The organism is Pseudomonas sp. ok272, assembly GCF_900109995.1.
Taxonomy (GTDB): domain Bacteria; phylum Pseudomonadota; class Gammaproteobacteria; order Pseudomonadales; family Pseudomonadaceae; genus Aquipseudomonas.
The window spans coordinates 145,039-166,660 of the sequence record NZ_FOCB01000007.1 but is presented as its reverse complement, the minus strand read 5'-3'; the positions used below and the strand labels follow the sequence as shown (position 1 = coordinate 166,660).

At 61.1% G+C, this 21,622-nt stretch carries 22 protein-coding genes; 9 read left to right on the top strand and 13 right to left on the bottom strand.

Going from position 1 to position 21,622, the window contains the following annotated elements; genetic code table 11:
* Positions 1 to 66 precede the first annotated feature (66 nt).
* From BMW74_RS12755 to BMW74_RS12740, 4 genes are all read left to right on the top strand, one after another.
* A complete protein-coding gene (locus BMW74_RS12755) occupies positions 67 to 342 on the top strand; it encodes a DUF493 domain-containing protein (RefSeq protein WP_093420086.1) in 276 nt (91 codons plus the stop codon).
* Entirely contained in the window at positions 342 to 989 is a 648-nt protein-coding gene (gene lipB / locus BMW74_RS12750) for a lipoyl(octanoyl) transferase LipB (RefSeq protein WP_093420081.1), read from the top strand. The genes BMW74_RS12755 and lipB overlap by 1 nt, the downstream gene beginning before the upstream one ends.
* A 1-nt stretch (position 990) precedes the next feature.
* Positions 991 to 2,013 (top strand): lipoyl synthase, encoded by a 1,023-nt coding sequence (gene lipA, locus BMW74_RS12745; protein WP_093420077.1) that lies wholly within the window; start codon positions 991 to 993, stop codon positions 2,011 to 2,013.
* A 143-nt stretch (positions 2,014 to 2,156) separates the two neighbouring features.
* Positions 2,157 to 3,107 (top strand): S66 peptidase family protein, encoded by a 951-nt coding sequence (locus tag BMW74_RS12740; RefSeq protein WP_093420073.1) that lies wholly within the window; start codon positions 2,157 to 2,159, stop codon positions 3,105 to 3,107.
* Between the two features lie 118 nt (positions 3,108 to 3,225).
* Here the strand turns inward: BMW74_RS12740 and BMW74_RS12735 are convergent, their stop codons facing one another.
* From BMW74_RS12735 to leuS, 5 genes are all read right to left on the bottom strand, one after another.
* Positions 3,226 to 4,548 (bottom strand): lytic murein transglycosylase, encoded by a 1,323-nt coding sequence (locus BMW74_RS12735; RefSeq protein WP_093420069.1) that lies wholly within the window; start codon positions 4,546 to 4,548, stop codon positions 3,226 to 3,228.
* A gap of 61 nt (positions 4,549 to 4,609) precedes the next feature.
* Positions 4,610 to 4,765 carry an alternative ribosome rescue factor ArfA gene (gene arfA, locus BMW74_RS12730; protein WP_093420065.1) on the bottom strand — a complete coding sequence of 52 codons (156 nt, stop codon included), beginning with the start codon at positions 4,763 to 4,765 and terminating at the stop codon, positions 4,610 to 4,612.
* 187 nt (positions 4,766 to 4,952) lie between these two features.
* Entirely contained in the window at positions 4,953 to 5,990 is a 1,038-nt protein-coding gene (gene holA, locus BMW74_RS12725; RefSeq protein WP_093420059.1) for a DNA polymerase III subunit delta, read from the bottom strand.
* A 39-nt stretch (positions 5,991 to 6,029) separates the two neighbouring features.
* On the bottom strand, positions 6,030 to 6,635 hold the full coding sequence (gene lptE / locus BMW74_RS12720) for an LPS-assembly lipoprotein LptE (RefSeq protein ID WP_093420055.1): 606 nt from the start codon (positions 6,633 to 6,635) through the stop codon (positions 6,030 to 6,032).
* A gap of 88 nt (positions 6,636 to 6,723) precedes the next feature.
* Positions 6,724 to 9,330: a leucine--tRNA ligase gene (gene leuS, locus BMW74_RS12715; protein ID WP_093420051.1), complete on the bottom strand. Its 2,607-nt coding sequence runs from the start codon at positions 9,328 to 9,330 to the stop codon at positions 6,724 to 6,726.
* A gap of 271 nt (positions 9,331 to 9,601) precedes the next feature.
* Between leuS and BMW74_RS12710 the strand changes: the two genes are divergently transcribed.
* Both BMW74_RS12710 and BMW74_RS12705 read left to right on the top strand, forming a co-directional pair.
* The gene (locus tag BMW74_RS12710) at positions 9,602 to 9,922 is read left to right on the top strand and encodes a hypothetical protein (protein ID WP_093420047.1); all 321 of its coding nucleotides are present in this window, start codon (positions 9,602 to 9,604) and stop codon (positions 9,920 to 9,922) included.
* A gap of 137 nt (positions 9,923 to 10,059) precedes the next feature.
* Positions 10,060 to 10,827, top strand: coding sequence for a YdcF family protein (locus BMW74_RS12705; RefSeq protein WP_093420043.1), 768 nt, complete (start codon positions 10,060 to 10,062; stop codon positions 10,825 to 10,827).
* Positions 10,828 to 10,942: 115 nt separating this feature from the next.
* Here BMW74_RS12705 and lnt read toward each other — a convergent pair whose 3' ends face one another.
* The 5 genes from lnt to miaB all read right to left on the bottom strand — a co-directional run bounded on the left by lnt (position 10,943) and on the right by miaB (position 16,291).
* Positions 10,943 to 12,466 (bottom strand): apolipoprotein N-acyltransferase, encoded by a 1,524-nt coding sequence (lnt, locus tag BMW74_RS12700; protein ID WP_093420039.1) that lies wholly within the window; start codon positions 12,464 to 12,466, stop codon positions 10,943 to 10,945.
* A gap of 14 nt (positions 12,467 to 12,480) precedes the next feature.
* Entirely contained in the window at positions 12,481 to 13,320 is an 840-nt protein-coding gene (locus BMW74_RS12695) for an HlyC/CorC family transporter (RefSeq protein WP_093420034.1), read from the bottom strand.
* Between the two features lie 5 nt (positions 13,321 to 13,325).
* Complete coding sequence (gene ybeY / locus BMW74_RS12690; RefSeq protein ID WP_093420029.1) at positions 13,326 to 13,820, bottom strand: rRNA maturation RNase YbeY; 495 nt, start codon at positions 13,818 to 13,820, stop codon at positions 13,326 to 13,328.
* Positions 13,813 to 14,817: a PhoH family protein gene (locus tag BMW74_RS12685; RefSeq protein WP_093420025.1), complete on the bottom strand. Its 1,005-nt coding sequence runs from the start codon at positions 14,815 to 14,817 to the stop codon at positions 13,813 to 13,815. The genes ybeY and BMW74_RS12685 overlap by 8 nt, the downstream gene beginning before the upstream one ends.
* Positions 14,818 to 14,962: 145 nt before the next feature.
* Positions 14,963 to 16,291: a tRNA (N6-isopentenyl adenosine(37)-C2)-methylthiotransferase MiaB gene (gene miaB / locus BMW74_RS12680; RefSeq protein WP_175479205.1), complete on the bottom strand. Its 1,329-nt coding sequence runs from the start codon at positions 16,289 to 16,291 to the stop codon at positions 14,963 to 14,965.
* A 135-nt stretch (positions 16,292 to 16,426) separates the two neighbouring features.
* Here miaB and BMW74_RS12675 point away from each other — a divergent pair, with 135 nt between their 5' ends.
* From BMW74_RS12675 to BMW74_RS12665, 3 genes are all read left to right on the top strand, one after another.
* Positions 16,427 to 16,756, top strand: coding sequence for a DUF1820 family protein (locus BMW74_RS12675; protein WP_003185742.1), 330 nt, complete (start codon positions 16,427 to 16,429; stop codon positions 16,754 to 16,756).
* Between the two features lie 491 nt (positions 16,757 to 17,247).
* Entirely contained in the window at positions 17,248 to 17,643 is a 396-nt protein-coding gene (locus BMW74_RS12670) for a glycine-rich domain-containing protein (protein ID WP_218189037.1), read from the top strand.
* Positions 17,644 to 18,933, top strand: coding sequence for a hypothetical protein (locus BMW74_RS12665; protein WP_093420010.1), 1,290 nt, complete (start codon positions 17,644 to 17,646; stop codon positions 18,931 to 18,933).
* Here the strand turns inward: BMW74_RS12665 and BMW74_RS12660 are convergent.
* The 3 genes from BMW74_RS12660 to thiE form a co-directional block, all read right to left on the bottom strand.
* Positions 18,919 to 19,473: a tetratricopeptide repeat protein gene (locus tag BMW74_RS12660; RefSeq protein ID WP_093420005.1), complete on the bottom strand. Its 555-nt coding sequence runs from the start codon at positions 19,471 to 19,473 to the stop codon at positions 18,919 to 18,921. The two genes, BMW74_RS12665 and BMW74_RS12660, sit on opposite strands and share 15 nt — an antisense overlap.
* 224 nt (positions 19,474 to 19,697) lie before the next feature.
* Positions 19,698 to 20,981 carry a glutamate-1-semialdehyde 2,1-aminomutase gene (gene hemL / locus BMW74_RS12655; RefSeq protein WP_093420001.1) on the bottom strand — a complete coding sequence of 428 codons (1,284 nt, stop codon included), beginning with the start codon at positions 20,979 to 20,981 and terminating at the stop codon, positions 19,698 to 19,700.
* 17 nt (positions 20,982 to 20,998) lie between these two features.
* Positions 20,999 to 21,622, bottom strand: a complete 624-nt coding sequence (gene thiE / locus BMW74_RS12650; RefSeq protein WP_093419996.1) for a thiamine phosphate synthase — start codon at positions 21,620 to 21,622, stop codon at positions 20,999 to 21,001.

The following is a 21,622-nucleotide window of genomic DNA, read 5'->3' as shown; positions in this document are numbered from 1 at the left end:
GCAAGGCCCCGTGCTGATCCGGCGCGGGGCCTTGTTCGTCGCCCAGGCTTACGAGGCCGTTACGCCATGACCGATACCGAAGTAAAGGCGCCAAAGATCGAATTCCCCAACGTGGATTACCCGGTTAAGGTGATCAGCGATACCGGTGTGGGCAACAAGGACAAGATCATCGAGATCGTCAAGAAACACGCGACGATCAACCATGAACGTATCGATGAGCGCCAAAGCACCAACGGTAAATACACCACTATCCAGTTGCACATCGTCGCCACCGACCAAGACCAGCTGTACAACATCAACAGCGAATTGCGGGCTACCGGCTTCGTGCACATGGTGCTGTGATGGCCGAGCCGCTGGGCTTTCGCGAGCTGGGCCAACTGGCCTACGAGCCGGTCTGGCATGCCATGCAGCGGTTCACCAACGAGCGTGGCAGTACGCGCGCCGACGAGATCTGGCTGGTGGAGCACCCGTCGGTGTTCACCCAGGGCCAGGCCGGCAAGGCCGAGCACCTGCTGCTGCCGGGGGCAATCCCGGTGGTGCAGGTCGATCGCGGTGGCCAGGTGACCTATCACGGCCCGGGCCAGTTGGTGGCTTATCTGCTGCTGGATGTGCGCAAGCTGGGGTTTGGCGTGCGTGACCTGGTCAGCCGCATGGAAGCCTGCCTGATCGAGCTGCTGGCCAGCTACGGCGTGACCGCCGTGGCCAAGGCCGATGCGCCGGGTGTGTATGTCGACGGGGCGAAGATTGCGTCCCTGGGCCTGCGCATCCGCCACGGTTGTTCCTTTCATGGCCTGGCCCTGAACGTGGACATGGACCTGGAACCGTTCCGACGGATTAACCCCTGTGGCTACGCCGGGTTGGCAATGACCCAGTTGCGCGACCATACAGGGCCGATTGAATTTGCCGAGGTAAGTGCCCGGCTGCGCGCGCAGCTCGTCAAACACCTCGACTATGCTGAGCAGACGACCCTAACGGGCGGAATCGACTGATATGACTACTGATGCAGTGCAAACCATGATCCCCACGCTGGATGTCACCGAGCGTCCGGCCCCGCGTGCCAAGGTCGAGGCCGGCGTCAAGCTGCGCGGCGCCGAGAAGGTTGCACGCATCCCGGTGAAGATCATTCCGACCACTGAACTGCCCAAGAAGCCCGACTGGATTCGCGTGCGCATCCCGGTGTCGCCGGAAGTCGACCGGATCAAGGCCCTGCTGCGCAAGCACAAGTTGCACAGCGTCTGCGAAGAAGCCTCCTGCCCGAACCTGGGCGAATGCTTCTCCGGTGGCACCGCGACCTTCATGATCATGGGCGACATCTGCACCCGCCGGTGCCCGTTCTGTGACGTTGGCCACGGTCGGCCGAAGCCGCTGGACGTCAATGAGCCCGAGAGCCTGGCTATCGCCATCGCTGACCTGAAGCTCAAGTACGTGGTGATCACCTCGGTGGACCGCGACGACCTGCGTGACGGCGGTGCCCAGCACTTTGCCGACTGCATCCGCGAGATCCGCAAGCTGTCGCCGAACGTGCAACTGGAGACCCTGGTGCCGGACTACCGCGGCCGGATGGACGTGGCGCTGCAAATCACCGCCGCCGAGCCGCCGGATGTGTTCAACCACAACCTGGAAACCGTGCCCCGCCTGTACAAGGCCGCACGTCCGGGTTCGGACTACCAGTGGTCGCTGACCCTGCTGCAGAAGTTCAAGCAGATGATGCCGCACATTCCGACCAAGTCCGGCTTGATGCTGGGCCTGGGCGAAACCGACGAAGAGGTCATCGAAGTCATGCAGCGCATGCGTGAGCACGACATCGACATGCTGACCCTGGGCCAGTACCTGCAGCCGTCGCGCAGCCACTTGCCGGTGCAGCGTTTCGTGCACCCGGACACCTTCGCCTGGTTCGCCGAGGAAGGCTACAAGATGGGCTTCAAGAACGTCGCGTCCGGGCCGTTGGTACGTTCTTCGTACCACGCCGACGAGCAGGCGAAGCTGGTCAAGGCCGAACTGATGTCGTCCTGATCCAGCGCGTGAAAAACGCCCGCAAGGCCTCCAAGCCTTGCGGGCGTTGTTTTGTCTGAAACTTTTGGTACGGCCAAGCCTCTTCTGTTTGTCCCCGTTCCTGACTACTGTGTGTGGCAACCGTCACGCAGGGAGAATCACGGATGACCACGCGCTCCACCCCAATCCTTACCGAACATTCCCCGGTCCCGGCGTTGCCGGCCGAAGGGCTGATTGGCGTGATCGCGCCGGCCGGCCCGGCGGCACTGGATACCGAAAAGGCCTTGCATTGGATGCGCTCGCGGGGCTACTCGCTGCGGATCTTCCCGGGGGTCACGGAGCGGGACGGCTACCTGGCTGGCAGTGATGAGGTGCGCTTGCGCGATCTGCACGCGGCGTTTGCCGACCCGGCCATCGACGCCATCCTGTGCTTGCGGGGAGGCTACGGCAGCCCGCGCCTGCTGGACCAGATCGACTATGAGTTGCTGCGGCGCAATGCCAAGCCGTTTGTCGGCTACAGCGATATCACCGCGCTGCACCTGGCGATCAGCCGTTATGCGGGGTTCGTGACCTTTCACGGGCCGATGCTCAACGCCGATCTGCTGGGGGACAAGCAGGCGCCGACCGAGGCATCGTTGTTCAGCCTGCTCAGGGGGCAACTGACGGCCGGGAGTCTACTGGCGCACCCGGTGGCCTACCCGTTGACCACCCTCTCGCCTGGCATCGCTCACGGCCGCCTGCTGGGGGGCAATCTGTCGATGATCGCGGCCACGCTGGGCACGGCGTTCGAAATCGATGCCGACGGCGTCATTCTGTTTATCGAGGACGTCAACGAGCCGCTGTATCGCATCGACCGCCTGCTGACGCACTTGCGCCTGGCGGGCAAGCTGAGCCGCTTGCGCGGGGTCTTGGTGGGGGATGTGGCGGGAGTGGACAGCGAGGCGCTGGCGCGGTTGCTCAAGCAGACGTTCGAGCCCTTCCGGATCCCGGTGCTGGCGGGCTGGCGCAGCGGTCATTGCGACCCGAACCTGACATTGCCGATGGGCGCGTTGGTGACCCTGGATGCGGGGGGGCAGTCGTTGGTGTTGGAGCAGGATGTGGTGGTCAGGGCCTAGCAGTTCTTTGCCTGACAGTCAGTCATCGCGAGCAGGCTCGCTCCCACAGTAATCAGTGTTGCTCACATTCTCTGAGTCAACACACAACCTTGTGGGAGCGAGCCTGCTCGCGAAGCGTTTAGCGCTTACGCAAGCCTTCCAGCAATTTGTGCGTCGGATAGCCATCGGCCGGCCAGCCAAACGACTCCTGTGCGGCGCGGATCGCCTTGCGGGTGTTGGCGCCGATGATGCCATCGGCGTTGCCTGCGTCGTATTGGTGGGCACTCAGCAGGCTCTGCAACTCGATGCGCTCGGATCGGCTCAAGGGCACGTCATCCTTGGGCCACTCGCCGCGGATCATGCCTGCGCCACTGAAACGCTCCGACAACAGGTTCACGGCCAGGGCATAGGACGACGAGTTGTTGTACTTGAGCACTGCCCGGAAGTTGTCCAGCAGCAGGAACGCCGGGCCGCGATAGCCGGCCGGTAGCAGCAGGGTGGCGGACAGTTGCTCGGCACCGGGCGGCACACTCGCTCCTGCGGGCAGCGTCACCCCCAGTTGCAGCCATTCGGCGACGCTCTTGCGGATCGCGCCGTCGGCCAACGAGTAGTTGAAACCACTCGGCACCGCCACCTCGAAGCCCCACGGCTGGCCTTTCTGCCAGCCCGAGCTTTGCAGGTAATGGGCGGTGGAGGCCAGCGCATCGGCCGGGCTGTCCCAGATGTTGCGCCGGCCATCGCCATCGAAGTCCACGGCGTGGGTGTTGTAGGTGGTTGGAATGAATTGAGTCTGGCCCATGGCGCCGGCCCAGGAACCGAGCATCTTCTCGGGCGTGATGTCGCCTTGTTGCAGGATCTGCAGCGCGGCCAGCAGTTGGGCGTGAGCGAAGCCCGGGCGGCGGCCTTCATAGGCCAGGGTCGCGAGGGAGCGAATCACCGACTTGTCGCCCTGGAAGCTGCCGAAGTTGCTTTCCATGCCCCACACGGCCACCAGCGCCTGGCGGTCGACGCCATAGCGTTGCTCGATGGCGCTCAGGGTCTCGGCGTATTGATCGAGCAGTGCCTGGCCCTTGCGCACGCGAATGGCGGACAAGGCGCCGTCGAGGTATTCCCACACCGGGCGGGAGAACTCGGGCTGGCTGCGGTCGGCGCGGATCACGCTCATGTCCGGCGTGACCCCGGCAAAGGCGCGGTCGAACAGTTCGGGGCGGATCCCGGCGGCGAGGGCGTCCACGCGAAAGCCGGCTTGCCATTCGGCAAAGGTCTGGGTGGGCTGGATCGCCAGGTTGTCACCGGTGGGTACCACAGGCGGGACAATGGCCGGGGCCACGGAGACAGGGACGGTTTGCAGCGGTTGGGCGTCGGCGGCGGTGGGTTTTTCCGCGCAGGCGACAAGCAGAACGAGGCTTGTGGCAGCGATCAGTTGGCGTAGGTGCCAACGACGGGAAATACAAAGGGGCATGCACAGGTCCAGAGAATACGAATCAGGTGCCGACCTTAACATGGAGCGGGGGTGCTGTGCTTTAAGCCGCCAGAAAGTAAGAAGCCTCCCAGCTTTTAGACTGGAAGGCTTCGCGGCGGTAGCTGCCTTTGCCTTTGGCCGGCTGTTCCTGGCGGCTGCGGAACAATGGCTGGGCGACGATGGACTTGGCCTTGTTGGGCCGCTTTTTTGTGCTCATGGGCGGTACTCTCTTTGAGGTGGGGGGTAGCGGGGGGAATGATCGGCCGAAGAGAGGATTCTGTCTAGTCCCTACAATGTGTAGGACCTTTCGTGCGCTGTTCGCGGGCAAGCCTCGCTCCTTGGTTGTCGACGTGCCTTGTAGGAGCGAGGCTTGCCCGCGAACAAAGGCCACGCGGTCGAGCGCCTTACTCGGCCGGCAAACTCAGGCGCTGCCCGGCCATCAACAGCGACAGACGGCTAAGGCTCATCCACGGCGATCCGGCGGCCTGGCCCTTGATTTGTGCATCGATGCGTTGCGCTTCGAGCAGCAGTTGCGCCCAGCGCGGCGCCGAGTAGCGTTGCAGGGCCTTGCTCATCAGCGGTTTGCGCTTGTCCCACACCGGCGGTCGAGCCTGACTGAAGGCCTTGTCCAACGGCACGCCCTGGCTGAATTGAAGTGACAGGTTGGCCAGCAGGCGCAGTTCCCGGGCCAGGGCCCAGAGGATCACCGGTGGCTCCACGCCTTCGCCGCGCAGGCCTTCGAGCATGCGCAGGGCGTGGGCGGCTTCGCCATTGAGGATCGCGTCGGTGAGCCCGAACACATCGAAGCGCGCACTGTCGGCCACGGCGCCCTGCACGGTCTCGACGGTGATCTGCCCACCCTCGGCCATCAGCTTGAGCTTTTCGATTTCCTGGGCGGCCGCCAGCAGGTTGCCTTCGACCCGGGCCGCGATCAGTTCCACGGCGTCCTGGCTGGCGCTCAGCCCGGCCTGGGACAGGCGCTGGCGAATCCACTGTGGCAACTGGCCGATATCCACCGGCCAGATCTGCACGAACTGGGTCTGCGCACCTTCGACCAACGCCTTGCCCCACTTGGTCTTCTGCGCGCTGCCGTCCAACTTGGGCAGGCTGATCAGCAAAAGTGTGTCTTCGGCCGGGCGTGAGCAGTATTCCATCAGCGCCGCCGCGCCCTTGTCGCCGGGCTTACCGGACGGCAAGCGCAGTTCGAGCAGGCGTTTCTCGGCGAACAGCGACATGCTCGCACCGGCTTGCAGCAACGTGCCCCAATCAAAGCTGGCATCGGCGCTGAATACTTGGCGTTCGTCAAAGCCCTGCTGGCGGGCAGTCGCGCGAATGGCATCGGCGGCTTCCTGGCACAGCAGCGGGTCGTCGCCGCTGATGATGTACACAGGCGCAAGGCTGCCTTGCAGGTGTTTTGCGAGTTGGGCGGGGGCGAGTTTCATAAGGCGGGGCAAACGGGGCGCCGGGGCGCCCCGTAAGGCTTACTCGGCAGGTACTTGCAGCGGCGACTGGCGCGGGGTGTTCGCTTCAGCGTTCTGGGCCGCTCGCAGCGCATCGGCTTCAGCCTTGGCGCGTGCATCGGCGGTCTGTTGCAGGGCATCCAGTTGCGCCGGCGTCAGCTGTTGCAGGCGCAGCATCATGCGTTGCACCAGGTCGCGACGGATCTCCTTGCGGGCCTCGTCGTTTTCCTGGACGGAACCGGTGATGTTGCTGCCGTCATGCATCACGACTTTGCGTACTTGCAGCTTGTCGTTGAGCAGCGACAGGTTGTTGTTGCCCACGATCTCGTAGTTCAGCACGGTCGACAGCTCATACTCGCCGGTTTGCGAACCGCCAACGTAGCTCAGGATGCGCGAGCTGTCCTGTTCATTGGTGAACACCAGTTTGTACGGTGCACCGGCGATGACCTTGACGCCGCTGCTTTGCAGGGTCTGGCGCATCATCGTGATGGTGTCGCCATAGGCGTTACGGGCGCTCAGGTCGATTTCCTTGATCGCCAGTTCCGAGGTGCCGGTACCGCGCAGCTGGAAACCACAGGCGCTCAGCAGGACGGCAAGGCCCATCACCAGCAAATTGCGTTTGATCATCTTGTTGCTCCCCTTGAAACCGTGTGGGCCGACCGTGCGGCCCGAAAGGTTTTACTCGGCGCCAGGCTCACCTGGCGCCTGGTCCAATTTAGCTGGCGACGATGTTGACCAGTTTGCCTGGCACCACAATCACTTTACGAATCGTCAGGCCGTCGACGAAGCGCAGTACGTTCTCGTTGGCCCGTGCGGCCGCTTCGACTTCTTCGCGAGTGGCGCTGGCTGGCATTTCGATCTGGCCGCGCAACTTGCCGTTGACCTGGATCACCAGGGTCAGGCTGTCCTGTACTAGCGCGCTGTCATCCTGCACCGGCCAGCCGGCGTCGATCACCGGTTCCGTGTGACCCAGTCGATCCCACAGGTCGTGGCAGATGTGCGGGGTGATCGGCGCTAGTAGCAGCGTGACGGCTTCCAGGCCTTCCTGGACCAGCGCACGATCCTGGTCGGTGCCTTGCGGGGCCTTTTCCAGCACGTTCATCAGCGTCATCACCTGGGCGACAGCGGTGTTGAATTTGTGGTTCTGGCCCACGTCGTGGCTGGCCTGCTTGATGGCCAGGTGGATCGCGCGGCGAATGACTTTCTGCTCGTCGTTCAGGCTGGCGATGTCCAGTTTCCCTGGCAGGCCTTGATTGACGTGGGCTTGCGCCAGGCGCCAGACGCGCTTGAGGAAGCGGTGCGAACCTTCGACGCCGGAGTCGGACCATTCCGCGCTCATGTCGGGCGGCGAGGCGAACATCATGAACAGGCGGCAGGTGTCGGCGCCGAACTGGTCAATCATCGACTGTGGGTCGACGCCGTTGTTCTTGGACTTGGCCATCTTCTCGGTGCCGCCGATCTCTACCGGCAGGCCGTCGGCGATCAGCTTGGCGCTGATGACCTTGGCCTTGCTGTCACGCTCAAGTTCCACGTCCGCCGGGTTGAACCAGGTGTAGGCACCATTGGCCTCGCGACGATAGTAAGTCTCGGCGATCACCATGCCTTGGGTCAGCAGGTTCTTGAACGGCTCGTTGGAGCTGACCAGGCCTTCGTCGCGCATCAGCTTGTGGAAGAAACGCGCGTACAGCAGGTGAAGAATGGCGTGTTCGATACCGCCGATGTACTGGTCCACCGGCAACCAGTGGTCGGCCGCCGATTTCTCGACCAGGCCGCCTTCATAGTGCGGCGAGGCGTAGCGGGCGTAGTACCACGAGGACTCGACGAAGGTGTCCATGGTGTCGGTTTCACGCTTGGCCGGTGCACCGCATTTCGGGCAGCTGCACTCGTAGAACTCGGGCATGCGCGCCAGCGGCGAACCGGCGCCGTCCGGTACCACGTCTTCGGGCAGCACGACGGGCAACTGGTCTTCTGGTACAGGCACATCACCGCAGGTGTCGCAGTGGATGATCGGGATCGGGCAGCCCCAGTAGCGCTGGCGGCTGATGCCCCAGTCGCGCAGGCGGAACTGAGTGCGCGAGGCACCGAGGGATTTCTTGATCAGCGCCACTTCCATGGCGTCGAACGCGCCCTGGAAGTCCAGGCCGTCGAACTCGCCGGAGTTGATCAGCGTGCCGTGCTCGCCGTAGGCGTCTTGCCACGGGGCGGGATTGGTGTCGCCGGAGCTGGTGCGCACCACCGACTTGATCGGCAGATTGTACTGGGTGGCGAACTCAAAGTCGCGCTCGTCGTGAGCCGGCACGGCCATCACGGCGCCATCGCCGTAGTGCATCAGTACATAGTTGGCGACCCATACCGGGAGTTTTTCGCCGGTCAGCGGGTGTTCGACGAACAGGCCGGTCGGCAGGCCTTTTTTCTCTTGGGTGGCGACGTCGGCTTCGGCAACGCTGCCGCCTTTGCATTGCGCGATGAACGCTTGCAGCTCAGGGTTGTTCTTGGCAGCCAGGCTGGCCAGGTGGTGCTCGGCAGCCACGGCGACATAGGTCGCGCCCATCAGGGTGTCCGGACGGGTGGTGAAGACTTTCAGGGTGCCGGCTTCGCCGATGGAGTCGACGTTGTACGGGAACTGTACTTCCATGCCGCGCGACTTGCCGATCCAGTTGCGCTGCATGGTCTTGACCTGTTCAGGCCAGCCCGGCAGGTCGTCGAGGCTCTCCAGCAGCTCATCCGCGTAGGCGGTGATCTTGAAGTAGTACATCGGGATTTCGCGCTTTTCGATCAGCGCGCCGGAGCGCCAGCCGCGACCGTCGATCACCTGTTCGTTGGCCAGGACGGTCTGGTCGAGCGGGTCCCAGTTCACGGTGCCGTTCTTGCGGTAGATCACGCCTTTTTCGAACAGGCGAGTGAACAGCCATTGTTCCCAGCGGTAGTAGTCGGGCTTGCAGGTGGTGATTTCGCGCGACCAATCGACCGCCAGGCCCAGGCTACGCAGCTGGGTCTTCATGTAGGCGATGTTTTCGTAGGTCCACTTGGCCGGTGCGACGTTGTTCTTCATCGCGGCGTTTTCCGCCGGCATGCCGAAGGCGTCCCAACCCATGGGTTGCAGGACGTTCTTGCCGAGCATGCGCTGGTAGCGGGAGATCACGTCGCCGATGGTGTAGTTGCGCACGTGCCCCATGTGTAGCTTGCCGCTAGGGTAAGGGAACATCGATAGGCAATAGAAAGTCTCCTTGCCTGGCTGTTCACTGACTTCAAAGGACTTTTGCTCGTCCCAGAATGATTGGGCGGCGGCTTCGATTTCACGGGGCTGATATTGTTCGTGCATGGCTACTTTTTAACTGATTAGGGGTGGCCTAATCCTCTTCAATGCAACGCTGGACCTGGATTGCGCCACCTGTGGCGTTTTCGATGCCCAGCCAAGCTGGAAGTGGAGTTACAGGAAGCGCCGTAGCATACATGACCGCGCTCGGCCTAGGGAAACCCTGATTGCGTAGCCCAGGCCCCATGCGGGCCGTTGGTCGCGGCGCACAGCCGGTTTGTTCAGCGAAGCTAAGCTCTAGTTTGGGGAGTGGGACTTATCTTCAATGAGGTGAGGGATGCTTGAGCCACAAACAAAAATCACGAAACCCGAGTTATACGAAAAACTGATCGATCGTCTGGGATTGGCGCTGGATGCGGTAAAGACCGCAGGCCGATTGCGCGATGAGTGGCCGCTGGAGCTGGAACTTCGCGGGTTGAGCCGCGCAGAGTTCGAACTGATCCAGGCTTACCTGGACCGCAATGATCGCGAGGCACGAGGCAGCGTGTTGGCTGCTGTGGCACCCAAGGATGCCCCGCGCTCGGCGCAAATCATCTGGTTGAAGGACAAAGCACCTGGCAGGGGCGCGGTAAAGGTCCGGTCGCTGCTGGTCAAGTAAGTGAGCAGTCCCGTGTTGGTCGCCCCATGCGGGCGCGTGAAGTCACCCGTGATGGCTTTTTCAACGGAAGTCCCATCACCTTGGTTGTCGCTTTGTTTCAATCCACTTAGGCTTCGGGCATCTTTTGGAGATGCTCGATGCCTTTTCGCTATCTCGTCAAACAACTGTTGATGCCCCCCGGCATTCTCTTGCTGTTGCTGGTCATTGCCTGGTGGTTGCGCCGGTCAAGGCCGCGACTGGCGGGGTTGTGCTTCGCGCTGGGCGTGGGTGGGTTCTGGCTGATGAGCCTGCCGGTGGTCGTGCAATGGGGCGCCAAGGCGCTCGAACGTGAGCCGGCGCTGGCCCGCAGTGAATGGGCAACCCTGGCCGAGCGGGCCGATGTGATCGTGGTGCTGGGGGCCGGGCGTGAGCGGGGTGACCTGGCCTGGGGCAGCGATCAGCCCACCGGCGTGGCCCTGGAGCGCGAGCGCTATGCCGCCCGACTGGCCAAGGCCTCGGGCTTGCCGGTGCTGACCAGCGGCGGTCTGCATTACGGCACGCCGCCGACCGAAGCCAAGCTGATGGCGGATTCGTTACAGGATGATTTTGGCGTGAGCGTGCGCTGGCAGGAAGGGCGCAGTCGCACGACGTGGGAGAACGCCCGGTTCAGCGCCGAGTTGCTGCAACCCGAGGGGATCAAGCGTGTGGTGGTCGTGACGCAGGCCTGGCATATGCCGCGCGCGGTCTGGAGCTTCGAACAAGCCGGGCTGACGGTGGTGCCGGCGCCGATGGGCTTTTTGGGGACTGACAACGGTGAGCCCTTTGGGGGCTGGATACCGACGGTCAAGTCGTTCTGGCGCTCCGGGCAGTTGCTCAATGAGGCGGTGGGGCAGGCGGGGTATTCGGTGTTCTATCGCAAAGATTGATACTGGTGGGAGCGAGCCTGCTCGCGAATGCGTTGTGTCAGGCTCTGATGATGTCGCGTGACACCCCGCTTTCGCGAGCAGGCTCGCTCCTACCTATAAGTTTGTGTGTTGTCGATCACACCGTCTTGGCAATTCGATTGGCCAGCAGCGCCCAGCCAAACAGCAGCAGGCACAGGATGACCAGCGGCCACGAACGCCATTGCAGGTACGGTGTCAGGTTGTGCATCGGCACGACCTCGCCGTACAGGATGCCGCGTTCAAACTGTGGGATCTGCGCGGTGATCTTGCCGAAAGGGTCGATCAGCCCGGTCACGCCGTTGTTGGTGGCGCGGATCATCCAGCGTCCGGCTTCCAGGGCGCGCATCTGCGCCATCTGTAGGTGTTGCAAGGGACCGATAGAGGTGCCGAACCAGGTGTCGTTGCTGATGGTCAGCAGCAGATCGCTGCGGGCCGACAGGCTGGCGGCGAACTCGGGGTACACCACTTCGTAGCAGATGAACGGGGCAATCTGGTAGCCCTTGGCCTGGAGCAACGGTTGGTCGGCCGGGCCGCGGGCGAAGTCCGACATCGGCAGGTCGAAGAAGGCAATCAGTCCGCGCAGTACGTCCTGCAACGGCACGTACTCGCCGAATGGCACCAGTTTTTGCTTGAGGTAAGTGCCGTCGCCTTCGCCCAGCACGGTGATGCCATTGTAGAAGCGCCTTTCGTTGTGCACGATCTGGCGGATCGGCACCCCGGTGATCAGCGCGGAATTACGCTCGGCGGCGAAGTTCCCCATGGTGGTCAGGTAGGCCTCGGCGGACTCCTTGAGCACCGGGACGGCGGTTTCCGGCCAGATCAACAGGTCGACCGGCTTGGAATCCATGCTCATGTCGCGGTACAGCGCCAGCTGTGCGTTGAGCTGGGCCGGGTCCCATTTCATGCTTTGCTCGACGTTGCCCTGGATGGCGGCCACGCTCAGCGGATCGCCCGATGGGCTGGTCCAGGCATGGCCCTTGAGGGCAAAGCCTGCGACCCATGGGCCGGCCAGCAGCAAGATGCCGGCGGCGATGAAGCCCTTGCGCCGGGTGCGCAGCAGGCGGGGAGCGTTGCAGATCAGTGCGGCCGTCAAGGCAATGGCGAACGACACCAGCCACATTCCGCCAACCGGCGCGAGCCCGGCCAGCGGGCCGTCGAGTTGGCTGTAGCCGGAGTAAAGCCACGGGAAACCGGTGAGAAACCAGCCACGAAACGCTTCCTGGGCGACCCACAGCGCCGCGAAGGCCAGGGCATCGGCCACGGGTGCTTCGTTGCGGCGCAACCAGCGTGCCCAGATCCCGGTGGGCAGGGCGAAGAACCAGGCGATGGCGGCGGTGAACGCCAGCATCAGCAGTCCGGCCAGCAGCACCGAGGCGCCACCGAAGTGATGGATGCTGTAGTAGATCCAGCTGGTGCCCGCGCCAAACAGGCCAAAGCCGAAGCACCAACCACGACCCAGCGCCTGACGGGGTGTCAGTTCGCGCAGGCCTGCATAGAAAAGTCCGACCGCCAGCAGTGCCAGCGGCCAGATATCGAACGGCGCCAGCGCCAGGGTGGTGATTGCACCGGCCGCCACGGCCAGCAAGTTACCGGGCCAGCCGGGGCGGGTCATCCAGCGCATTTCAATCCTTAGGGTTACCGGGCAATAGGTGTCAGGCGCAGCAAGTGAATGCGCCGGCTGTCCGCGTTCAGGACACGGAAGCGATAGGCGCCAATTTCGGTGATTTCATTGCGTTTTGGCAAGTGCCCGAACGCGCTCATCACCAGGCCGCCAACGGTATCGAACTCGTCGTTGGAGAACTCGCTGTCGAAGAACTCGTTGAAGTTCTCGATCGGCGTCAGGGCCTTGATCAGGAAGTCGCCGCTGGGCAACGGCTTGATGTAGCTGTCTTCCTCGACGTCGTGCTCGTCTTCGATGTCGCCGACGATCTGCTCCAGCACGTCCTCGATGGTCACCAGGCCGGCCACGCCGCCGTACTCGTCGATGACGATGGCCATGTGGTTATGGTTGGCGCGGAACTCGCGCAACAACACGTTCAGGCGCTTGGACTCGGGCACGAAGGTGGCCGGGCGCAGCAGGTCCTTGATGTTGAAGCGGTCGCCGTTCTCCTGGAGGATCAACGGCAGCAAGTCCTTGGCCAGCAACACGCCCATCACGTCGTCGTGGCTTTCGCCAATCACCGGGTAGCGGGAGTGGGCCGAGTCGACCACGGCGGGCAGGAACTCGCGGGGTGTCTGGGTCGCCTTGATGCTGACCATTTGCGAGCGCGGGACCATGATGTCGCGCACTTGCAGGTCAGCCACCTGGATGGCGCCTTCGACGATGGCCAGCGCTTCGCTGTCCAGCAATTTGTTCTGGTGGGCATCACGCAGGAGCTCCAGCAGCTCCTGGCGGTTCTTCGGCTCGTGGGCAAAAGCCTGGGTGAGCTTACCCAGCCATGACTTCTGCCCGTTGCTCGATCGATCTTCGCTCATAGCGATTACTCTGAATCCTTTGTTGTAACGATAGGGGATGTTTCGGTTTCGTCGTCCGCATAAGGGTCGGGATGACCCAGTTCTGCAAGCAACGTTCGTTCCAGTGCTTCCATTTCCTCAGCTTCTTCATCATCTATATGGTCGTAACCCAATAGATGCAAGCAGCCGTGAATCACCAGATGTGCCCAGTGGGCCTGTAGCGCCTTGCCTTGCTCGGCCGCTTCACGCTCGACAACGGCGACACAGATCACCAGGTCGCCCAGCAGCGGAATGTCGAGAAACTCGTCGGGCACGTCGGCCGGGAACGACAGGACGTTGGTCGCGTAATCTTTTTGACGCCAGGTGTGATTGAGTTCACGCGCTTCGGCTTCGTCGACCAGGCGAATGGTCATCTCCGAGTCGGCAGTACGCTGGCGCAGGGCCAGTTCGCACCATTGGCGAAACTGGTCTTCGCTGGGGACGGCCTTGTCGGTCGCCCGTTGCAGGTCAAGCTCAAGCATTGCGGTGGCTATCCTTGGGAGCTTCATCGGCCGCGCGGTTTTCGAAGCGCTCATAGGCTTCGACAATGCGCTGTACCAGTGGATGGCGCACCACGTCTTTGGGCTTGAAGTGGGTAAAGCTGATGCCCGGTACGTCCTTGAGCACCTCAATCACATGATTGAGCCCGGACTTGGTGCCCTTGGGCAGGTCGACCTGGGTGATGTCGCCGGTGATCACCGCCGTCGAGCCAAAGCCGATCCGGGTCAGGAACATCTTCATTTGCTCGACCGTGGTGTTCTGGCTTTCGTCCAGGATGATGAAGCTGTTGTTCAGCGTGCGACCGCGCATGTAGGCCAGGGGCGCGACTTCGATCACCTGGCGCTCGATCAGCTTGGCCACGTATTCAAAACCGAGCATTTCGTACAGTGCGTCATACAAAGGGCGCAGGTACGGGTCGATCTTCTGCGACAGGTCGCCAGGCAGGAAACCGAGTTTCTCGCCCGCCTCGACCGCCGGGCGAACCAGCAGGATGCGGCGGATCTGCTCGCGTTCCAGCGCATCGACCGCGCAGGCCACCGCCAGGTAGGTCTTGCCGGTACCGGCCGGGCCGATGCCGAAGTTGATGTCGTTACCGAGGATTTCCTTCACGTAACGCTGCTGATTCAAGCCGCGAGGGCGAATCATGCCTTTTTTGGTGCGCAGGGCGACGGCGGCTTCGGCGGGGGCTGGATTGTCCAGTTCTTCGACGGCCGACTCCTGCAGGTACAGGTGGACCATGTCTGGCGACAGCTCGCTACCCTGGGTTTCACGGTAGAGGCGGCGCAAGAGGGATTCGGCGGAGGTGGTGTGCTTGAGCTCGCCAATCAGTTCGAACTGATTGCCGCGATTGCGAATCACGATCGCCAGGCGTTGTTCGATCAAGCGCAAATGCTCGTCGAATTGCCCGCACAGGTTGGCGAAGCGATGAGCCTCAAAGGGCTCGAGGATAAAACGATGGGGTTCGATGGGTGCGTTCAAGGTTGTTTTCAGCCGCCCTTGGGTAATTAAGATGAAATCAAGGATAACGCCAGAGGCCTGGGTGCGAAAGCTCTTAAATATCCCAATGTCGAACACCGGACCTGTAGGCGCCGAGCACGCTCGGCTCCTACAGTGATCTGCGGTGTTACTGGATCAGCGACCCTCGCAACGAGTGTGGCTGCGCGGCATCGATGTGCACGTCGGCGAACTGGCCGATCAGGGTCGGATTGTCGCAGCGGAAGTTGACGATACGGTTGTTTTCAGTACGGCCCTGCAGTTCGCCCGGGTCTTTTTTCGAGTAATCGGTGACCAGGATGCGCTGGGTCGAACCGACCATTTGTCGGCTGATCTCGAAGCCCTGTTGGTTGAGGCGATGTTGCAGGGCGTTCAGACGCTGCTTTTTCAGCTCCTCCGGGGTGTCGTCGGCAAGGTCGGCGGCCGGGGTGCCCGGGCGCTGGCTATAGACGAACGAGTAGGAGAAGTCGAAGCCGACGTCCTCGATCAGCTTCATGGTCTGTTCGAAGTCTTTTTCGGTCTCGCCGGGGAAGCCGACGATGAAGTCCGAGCTGATGCAGATGCCCGGCACGGCGGCCCGCAGTTTGCGCAGCTTGGATTTGTATTCGAGTGCAGTGTGGTTGCGCTTCATCGCCGAGAGGATCCGGTCCGAACCCGATTGCACCGGCAAGTGCAGGTGCTTGACCAGTTCTGGCACGTCGGCGTGGGCCTGGATCAGACTGTCGGAGAACTCCAGCGGGTGTGAGGTGGTGTAGCGGATGCGGTCGATACCGTCGACGGCGGCCACCACGCGGATCAGCTCGGCCAAATCTGCCAGGCGCCCGTCGTGGGTTGTGCCGCGATAGCCGTTGACGTTCTGTCCCAGCAAGGTGACTTCACGCACACCGTGCTCGGCCAGGTGAATGATCTCGGCGATCACGTCGTCGAACGGCCGGCTGACTTCTTCGCCGCGGGTGTAGGGCACCACGCAGAACGTGCAGTACTTGCTGCACCCCTCCATCACCGACACATAGGCGCTCGGGCCATCGACGCGTGGTTCGGGCAGGTGGTCGAACTTTTCGATCTCGGGGAACGAGACATCGACTTGCGGCAGCTTGGTCAGGCGTGCGGCGTCGATCATTTCCGGCAGGCGGTGCAGGGTCTGGGGGCCGAACACCACGTCTACGTACGGGGCGCGATCGCGGATGGCGGCGCCTTCCTGGCTGGCCACGCAACCGCCGACGGCGATGACCATCTCCGGGTTGGCCAGCTTCAGCTCGCGCCAGCGGCCCAGTTGGGAGTACACCCGGTCCTGGGCGCGCTCGCGGATCGAGCAGGTGTTGAGCAGAATCACGTCGGCGTCTTCCGCGCGGGCGGTGACTTCCAGGGCCTGGTGTTCACCCAGCAGATCGACCATGCGCGAGCTGTCGTACTCGTTCATCTGGCAACCGTGGGTTTCGATGTAAAGCTTCTTGGCCATGGACGGGATCATCACGCGATTCAAAGAACCGCGCATTATAGGGAACATGTGTCCAGGTTCCTACCGCTGTGCGTCCAGCGGCTATGCTATAGTTCGCGCCCTCATTTTTATCCCCCGATGTGTTGCCCGCCCACCATGACCAAACGTGAAGCCCCAATCTACAAGGTGATTTTCCTCAATCAGGGCCAGGTGTTCGAAATGTACGCCAAGCAGATCTATCAAAGCGATCTGTGGGGCTTCCTGGAAGTGGAAGAGTTCGTCTTTGGCGAGCGCACGCAAGTGGTCGTCGATCCGAGCGAAGAGAAACTCAAGGCGCAGTTCGAAGGCGTGGTGCGCAGTTTCGTGCCGATGCATTCGATTGTGCGGATCGACGAAGTCGAACGCCTGGGCACCCCGAAAATCAGCGAAGCCCGCGGCGCGGTCGGCAACGTCATGCCGTTTCCGATGCCAATGCCTGAGAAGTAGGGTTTTGCCAATAGCGCGCTGACGGCACCTGTTGCCGTCACATGGCCTCGCCCCCTTTGCTACAGGGGGGCGATGGTGGGCGTGTCACCGTGCTTGACAGCAACAACCTCTCATTTAAAAAACCTTTCGTTTTGCATCAGATGATTCTGCCCGCGGCCATTGACGGCGACGGCGAGCGGGATTTTCTGCGCGTTGGGAAAAGTTATCCCCTGCCACGCAAGTGGCGAGCTATGACTTCCTCGTCTGTCTGTTGAATAACGGGTACTTCATGTAAGAGGTTTAGTGCAGTTGCTTGGGATAATACTGGCGTATTTGTAGCTTCGGTCTTATGTGCGCTTCCTGTGTGATTGAGTATTGTTTGTTTGCCGGCATTTAATGCGGCTAATACTTAAAGTGGAGGATCTAGATATGGTTACGAGGCGATAACCAAAACACTGCCTCACTCAATGCGGCGATCAGATGGGCTGATATGCCCGACCCTTGAGGGAGCGGTGGTTTATATCAATGGTATGGACTTCCATCTTATCCAGGAGAAGCTCGTGTCGGGAGATAGGTTGTTGTGCCGAAAGTGGTCGGAAGTCGAAGCGGAAATAGCAGTTCAGTATTATAGAAACGTTCTCTTCTTGAATAAAAAGTACTTAAGTGATTATCCGGTTCTTCCTCCGATGCTGGAGGTTGATGAGGTTTGGCATCAGCATATATTAGACACTCGTCAATACGAGGCCGATTGCCAGCGTATTTTCGGATATTATTTTCATCACTACCCCTATTTTGGCGTTCGAGATGATCAGGATTTGAGGCGCCTGGAAGTTGCATTCGAGGTGATTCAGCATTTGCATGAGTTGGAGTTCGGGGAAAGGATGGTGTCTATTTGGGAGATGCACTGAATGTCTTATTTTGAATACATGAGAGTGTCTTTCGTTCCCTTTTTGTTAAGTCGTATTGTTCCGTTCTTCGGTGTTTCTTTTGTACTGGCGCTTGTGGCGCATAAGAGTGCCGCGGGCTTGGTGCTGTTTAGTTACGTTCTGGCTTTTTTTTCGGTGGTTTCTGCACTGGTCTCGATGTTGTTGGGGGGCGTTGGTAATTTAAGTGCTGAGGTCGCTGTTGATGAGTTGCGCAGCAGGCTTTTGTTTCGTAATGGATTTACCCTGGCATTCTGCCTTGGGGTGTTTGCTGGAGTGCTGTGTGCGGTATTAGTGGCTGAAGTTAAGTCGTTTTCCGGCGCCCAATTGATAGGGGCGGAGGAAGTTGGTGTGTTGTCTGTGGTGTATGTATGTGCGGTACCTTTATTGGTGGTGAACACATTTTTGCATGCTTTTCATGAGTCCACGGGTCGTGCGAAAGTGTGTGCCTTGATACGGTTTTGTGTCGTGCTGTTTTCCTGCGTGTATGTGTTGGTGGCCTATTTTATAAGCAGTGCTGAAGGTTTTTATCTTTGGGGGATGGGGTATTTCACGCTGAGTGAGTGTTTGTTTTTATTTTGTCTTGTGTTGCTTTCTCGTACTCGTGGGTTTGATTTTTATCCGGAGTGTTGTCGGCGTATTGTGCGTCGTGTTCTGGTGCTGGGTGCACCTATTGCAATAGGGTTGGCGGGGCAGAAAATCTATTTTTATTTACTAAATGAAAGGCTGGCGGTGTTGGCGCCGACACGGGTTGCTCAGCTTGCGGTGTTCATGTCAGTTATAGGGTTGTTGATGGTGCCTGTTTTAGCCTGTGCGCAAGCCCATAGCCTGTACGTGAGTACTCATCCACTAGAACGATCTGACGCCTATTTAAAAGCGCTGATAGGGTTGGCTGGGTTGATGGCTTTTATACTGTTTGGAGTGTGGTGTTTCGGACGGGACTTGTTCTTTTTGATGGGGGGGGATGTGGTGGCGGTTGATCTGAGTGCTTATTTGACTGTTTCTGTCTTTTTAATAAGTGGTGCTTTACTTGCGTTGTGCGCGGCTCATTTGCGGGGGCTGCACGATACCTTGACGCCTCAGTTGATTATGATTTTTATAATGTTGTGTGTGCTGCTTCCGGTTATTTACTTTTTAAGCGCAGGCGCCCCGGATATAAGTTTTTATCTGAGGCTCCAGAGCATGGGCTCGCTTACGGGATGCGTGCTGATGTTGATCAGGATAATGCAAAAGCATGCCCAGCCTGCACCAGATGAAGGCTTAGGGCAGCGGTGAGAACGGCGTACGCCCATCCGCGCTTTGCAGCTCCAGCAGGTACTTGCGGAAAATTTGCCCCAGCACCTGGGTAGCGACTTCCAGTTCATCGCGCTGCATGTGCTCGGCGACTTCGTCGGCGGTGTCCAGGGCTTCTTCGGCGCCGTTGACCGCGGCCATTTTCAGCACGATGTAGGCCTGAACGTTGTTGGCCGGCACGCCTTCGCCGTGGAAGAACATGGTGCCGAGTTTGAATTGCGCCTGGGCGTGGCCTTGCAGGGAGGCTTTTTCGAAGTAGCTCAGGGCCAGGTTGAGATCGCGCGGCGCGCTTTTGCCTTCGTAGTAGAACTCGCCCAACTCGTATTGCGCCTCCGCATCCCCGGCGTCCGACGCAGTCTGGCAGGCTTGGAGTGCCTCCTTCAGGTCTTCAGGCTGGGTATTGAGGGTGCAACGACCCATTGCCGGAATCAACAGCGAGTTGCCGCCTTCCTGTGCATGCACGAGCAGCGGCTGAAGGAGCAACAGGCAGCCCAAGGCAAGGGTGCGGCCGGTGCGGTTCATGAGAATCGACTTACCTCTGAAGGGCGCGTGGACCCGTCGAGGGATCCAATAAGCGCGCATTATGAAATAAGCAGGACCTTCCTTACAAAGTCTTTACTCGTTTTTCTGCCCTGTGGAGGCTATATCGACCGCTTTTACGGAGATTTAAGGCGCCGGAGTCAGAAAATACGTCGTTATGTAGGATAAGGCTGACGTCAACAATCGTCGACGTCAGCGTGGACGACTTATTTCAGGGCAGCGAATGCGCGTTCGGCGGCGTCCAGGGTCAGTTTCAACTCCGCTTCGCCATGGGCGATGGAGGTGAAGCCGGCTTCAAAGGCACTTGGCGCCAGGTACACGCCACCTTCGAGCATCAGGTGGAAGAAGCGCTTGAACAGGTTGGCATCGCTGGCCATGACGTCGTCGAACGTGACGATGTCGTCGGCACCGCTGAAGTACAGGCCAAACATGCCGCCCGCCTGGGTGGTCACGAATGGGATGCCGGCAGCGTCGGCACGTTGTTGCAGGCCGTCGAGCAGGCGGCGGGTGTAGTCGCTGAGCTCGGCGTGGAAACCCGGGCGGCTGATCAGGCGCAGGGTAGTCAGGCCAGCGGCCATCGCCAGTGGGTTACCCGACAGGGTGCCCGCCTGGTACACCGGGCCCAGCGGCGCGATGCACGACATGATGTCGCGCTTGCCGCCGAAGCAGCCAACCGGCATGCCGCCGCCGATGATTTTGCCGAAGGTGCTCAGGTCCGGCCTCACGCCGTAGTGCGCCTGGGCGCCGCCGAGGGCCACGCGGAACCCGGTCATCACTTCGTCGAAAATCAGCACCACGCCATGTTGGTCGCACAGGCGGCGCAGGCCTTCGAGGAAGCCTGGCGCCGGCGGTACGCAGTTCATGTTGCCGGCCACCGGCTCGACAATGATGCACGCCACTTGCTGGCCGACTTCGCCGAGCATCTTTTCAACCGCATCGATGTCGTTGAACGGCAGGGTCAGGGTGTGTTTGGCAAAGTCTGCGGGGACGCCGGCCGAGCTGGGTACGCCCTGGGTCAGCAGGCCAGAGCCGGCCTTGACCAGCAGGCTGTCGGAGTGGCCGTGGTAGCAGCCTTCGAACTTGATGATGCTGTCACGGCCGGTGAAGCCGCGGGCCAGGCGAATGGCGCTCATGGTGGCTTCGGTGCCGGAGCTGACCATGCGCACCATTTCCATCGATGGCACGATCGAGCAGACCAGGTCGGCCATCTCGGTTTCCATCGCCGTCGGCGCGCCGTAGGACAGGCCGTGCTCCAGCTGCTTGCGCACCGCGTCCAGCACATCCGGGTGGCTGTGGCCGAGGATCATCGGCCCCCACGAACCGACGTAGTCGACATAACGCTTGTCGTCTTCGTCGGTGACGTAGGCGCCTTCGGCGTGCTTGAAGAACAGCGGGGTGCCCCCCACGCTCTTGAACGCACGAACGGGCGAGTTCACACCGCCGGGGATGTGTTTCTGGGCATTGGCAAACAGGGTTTCGGAACGAGACATGATTGGGCTCTCAAACATCAGGATTTGAACAAATCGTTGAAGGCGCGGGCGCGACGGGTCACCGCTTGTGGGCTGTCGGCACCAAACAAGCCGTGAACCACCGCCAGCAGATCCACCCCGTGGGCCACCAGGGGCGCGGCGTTGTCCAGGGTGATGCCGCCAATCGCGCAGATTGGCAGCGCCAGCGTGCTGCGGGCCTGGTCGAGCAGGGCGAGGCTGCAAGTGGGGGGGCCAGGCTTGGTGGTGGAATTGAAGAAGCGACCGAAGGCGACATAGCTGGCGCCTTCACGGGCGGCCTGTTCGGCCAGCGCCAGTTGCGCATGGCAGGTCGAGCCGATGATCGCTGTGGCCCCGAGCAGTGAGCGCGCCGGGGTCAGCGGGCCGTCGGTTTGCCCCAGGTGCACGCCGACGCCCAGGCGCGCGGCCAGTTCGGCGTCGTCGTTGATGATCAGTTGGGTCTGGTAGCGCTCGCACAACTCACGCAAGGCTTGTGCCTCACGCAGGCGCTTGGCCTCATCGGTGCTTTTGTCGCGGTATTGCAGCAACGTGACACCGCCGTCCAGCGCGGCCTCCACGTACGACAGGAGTTTGCCGTCCAGTAACGCGCTGTCGGTGATGGCGTATAGGCCACGTAATTTCAT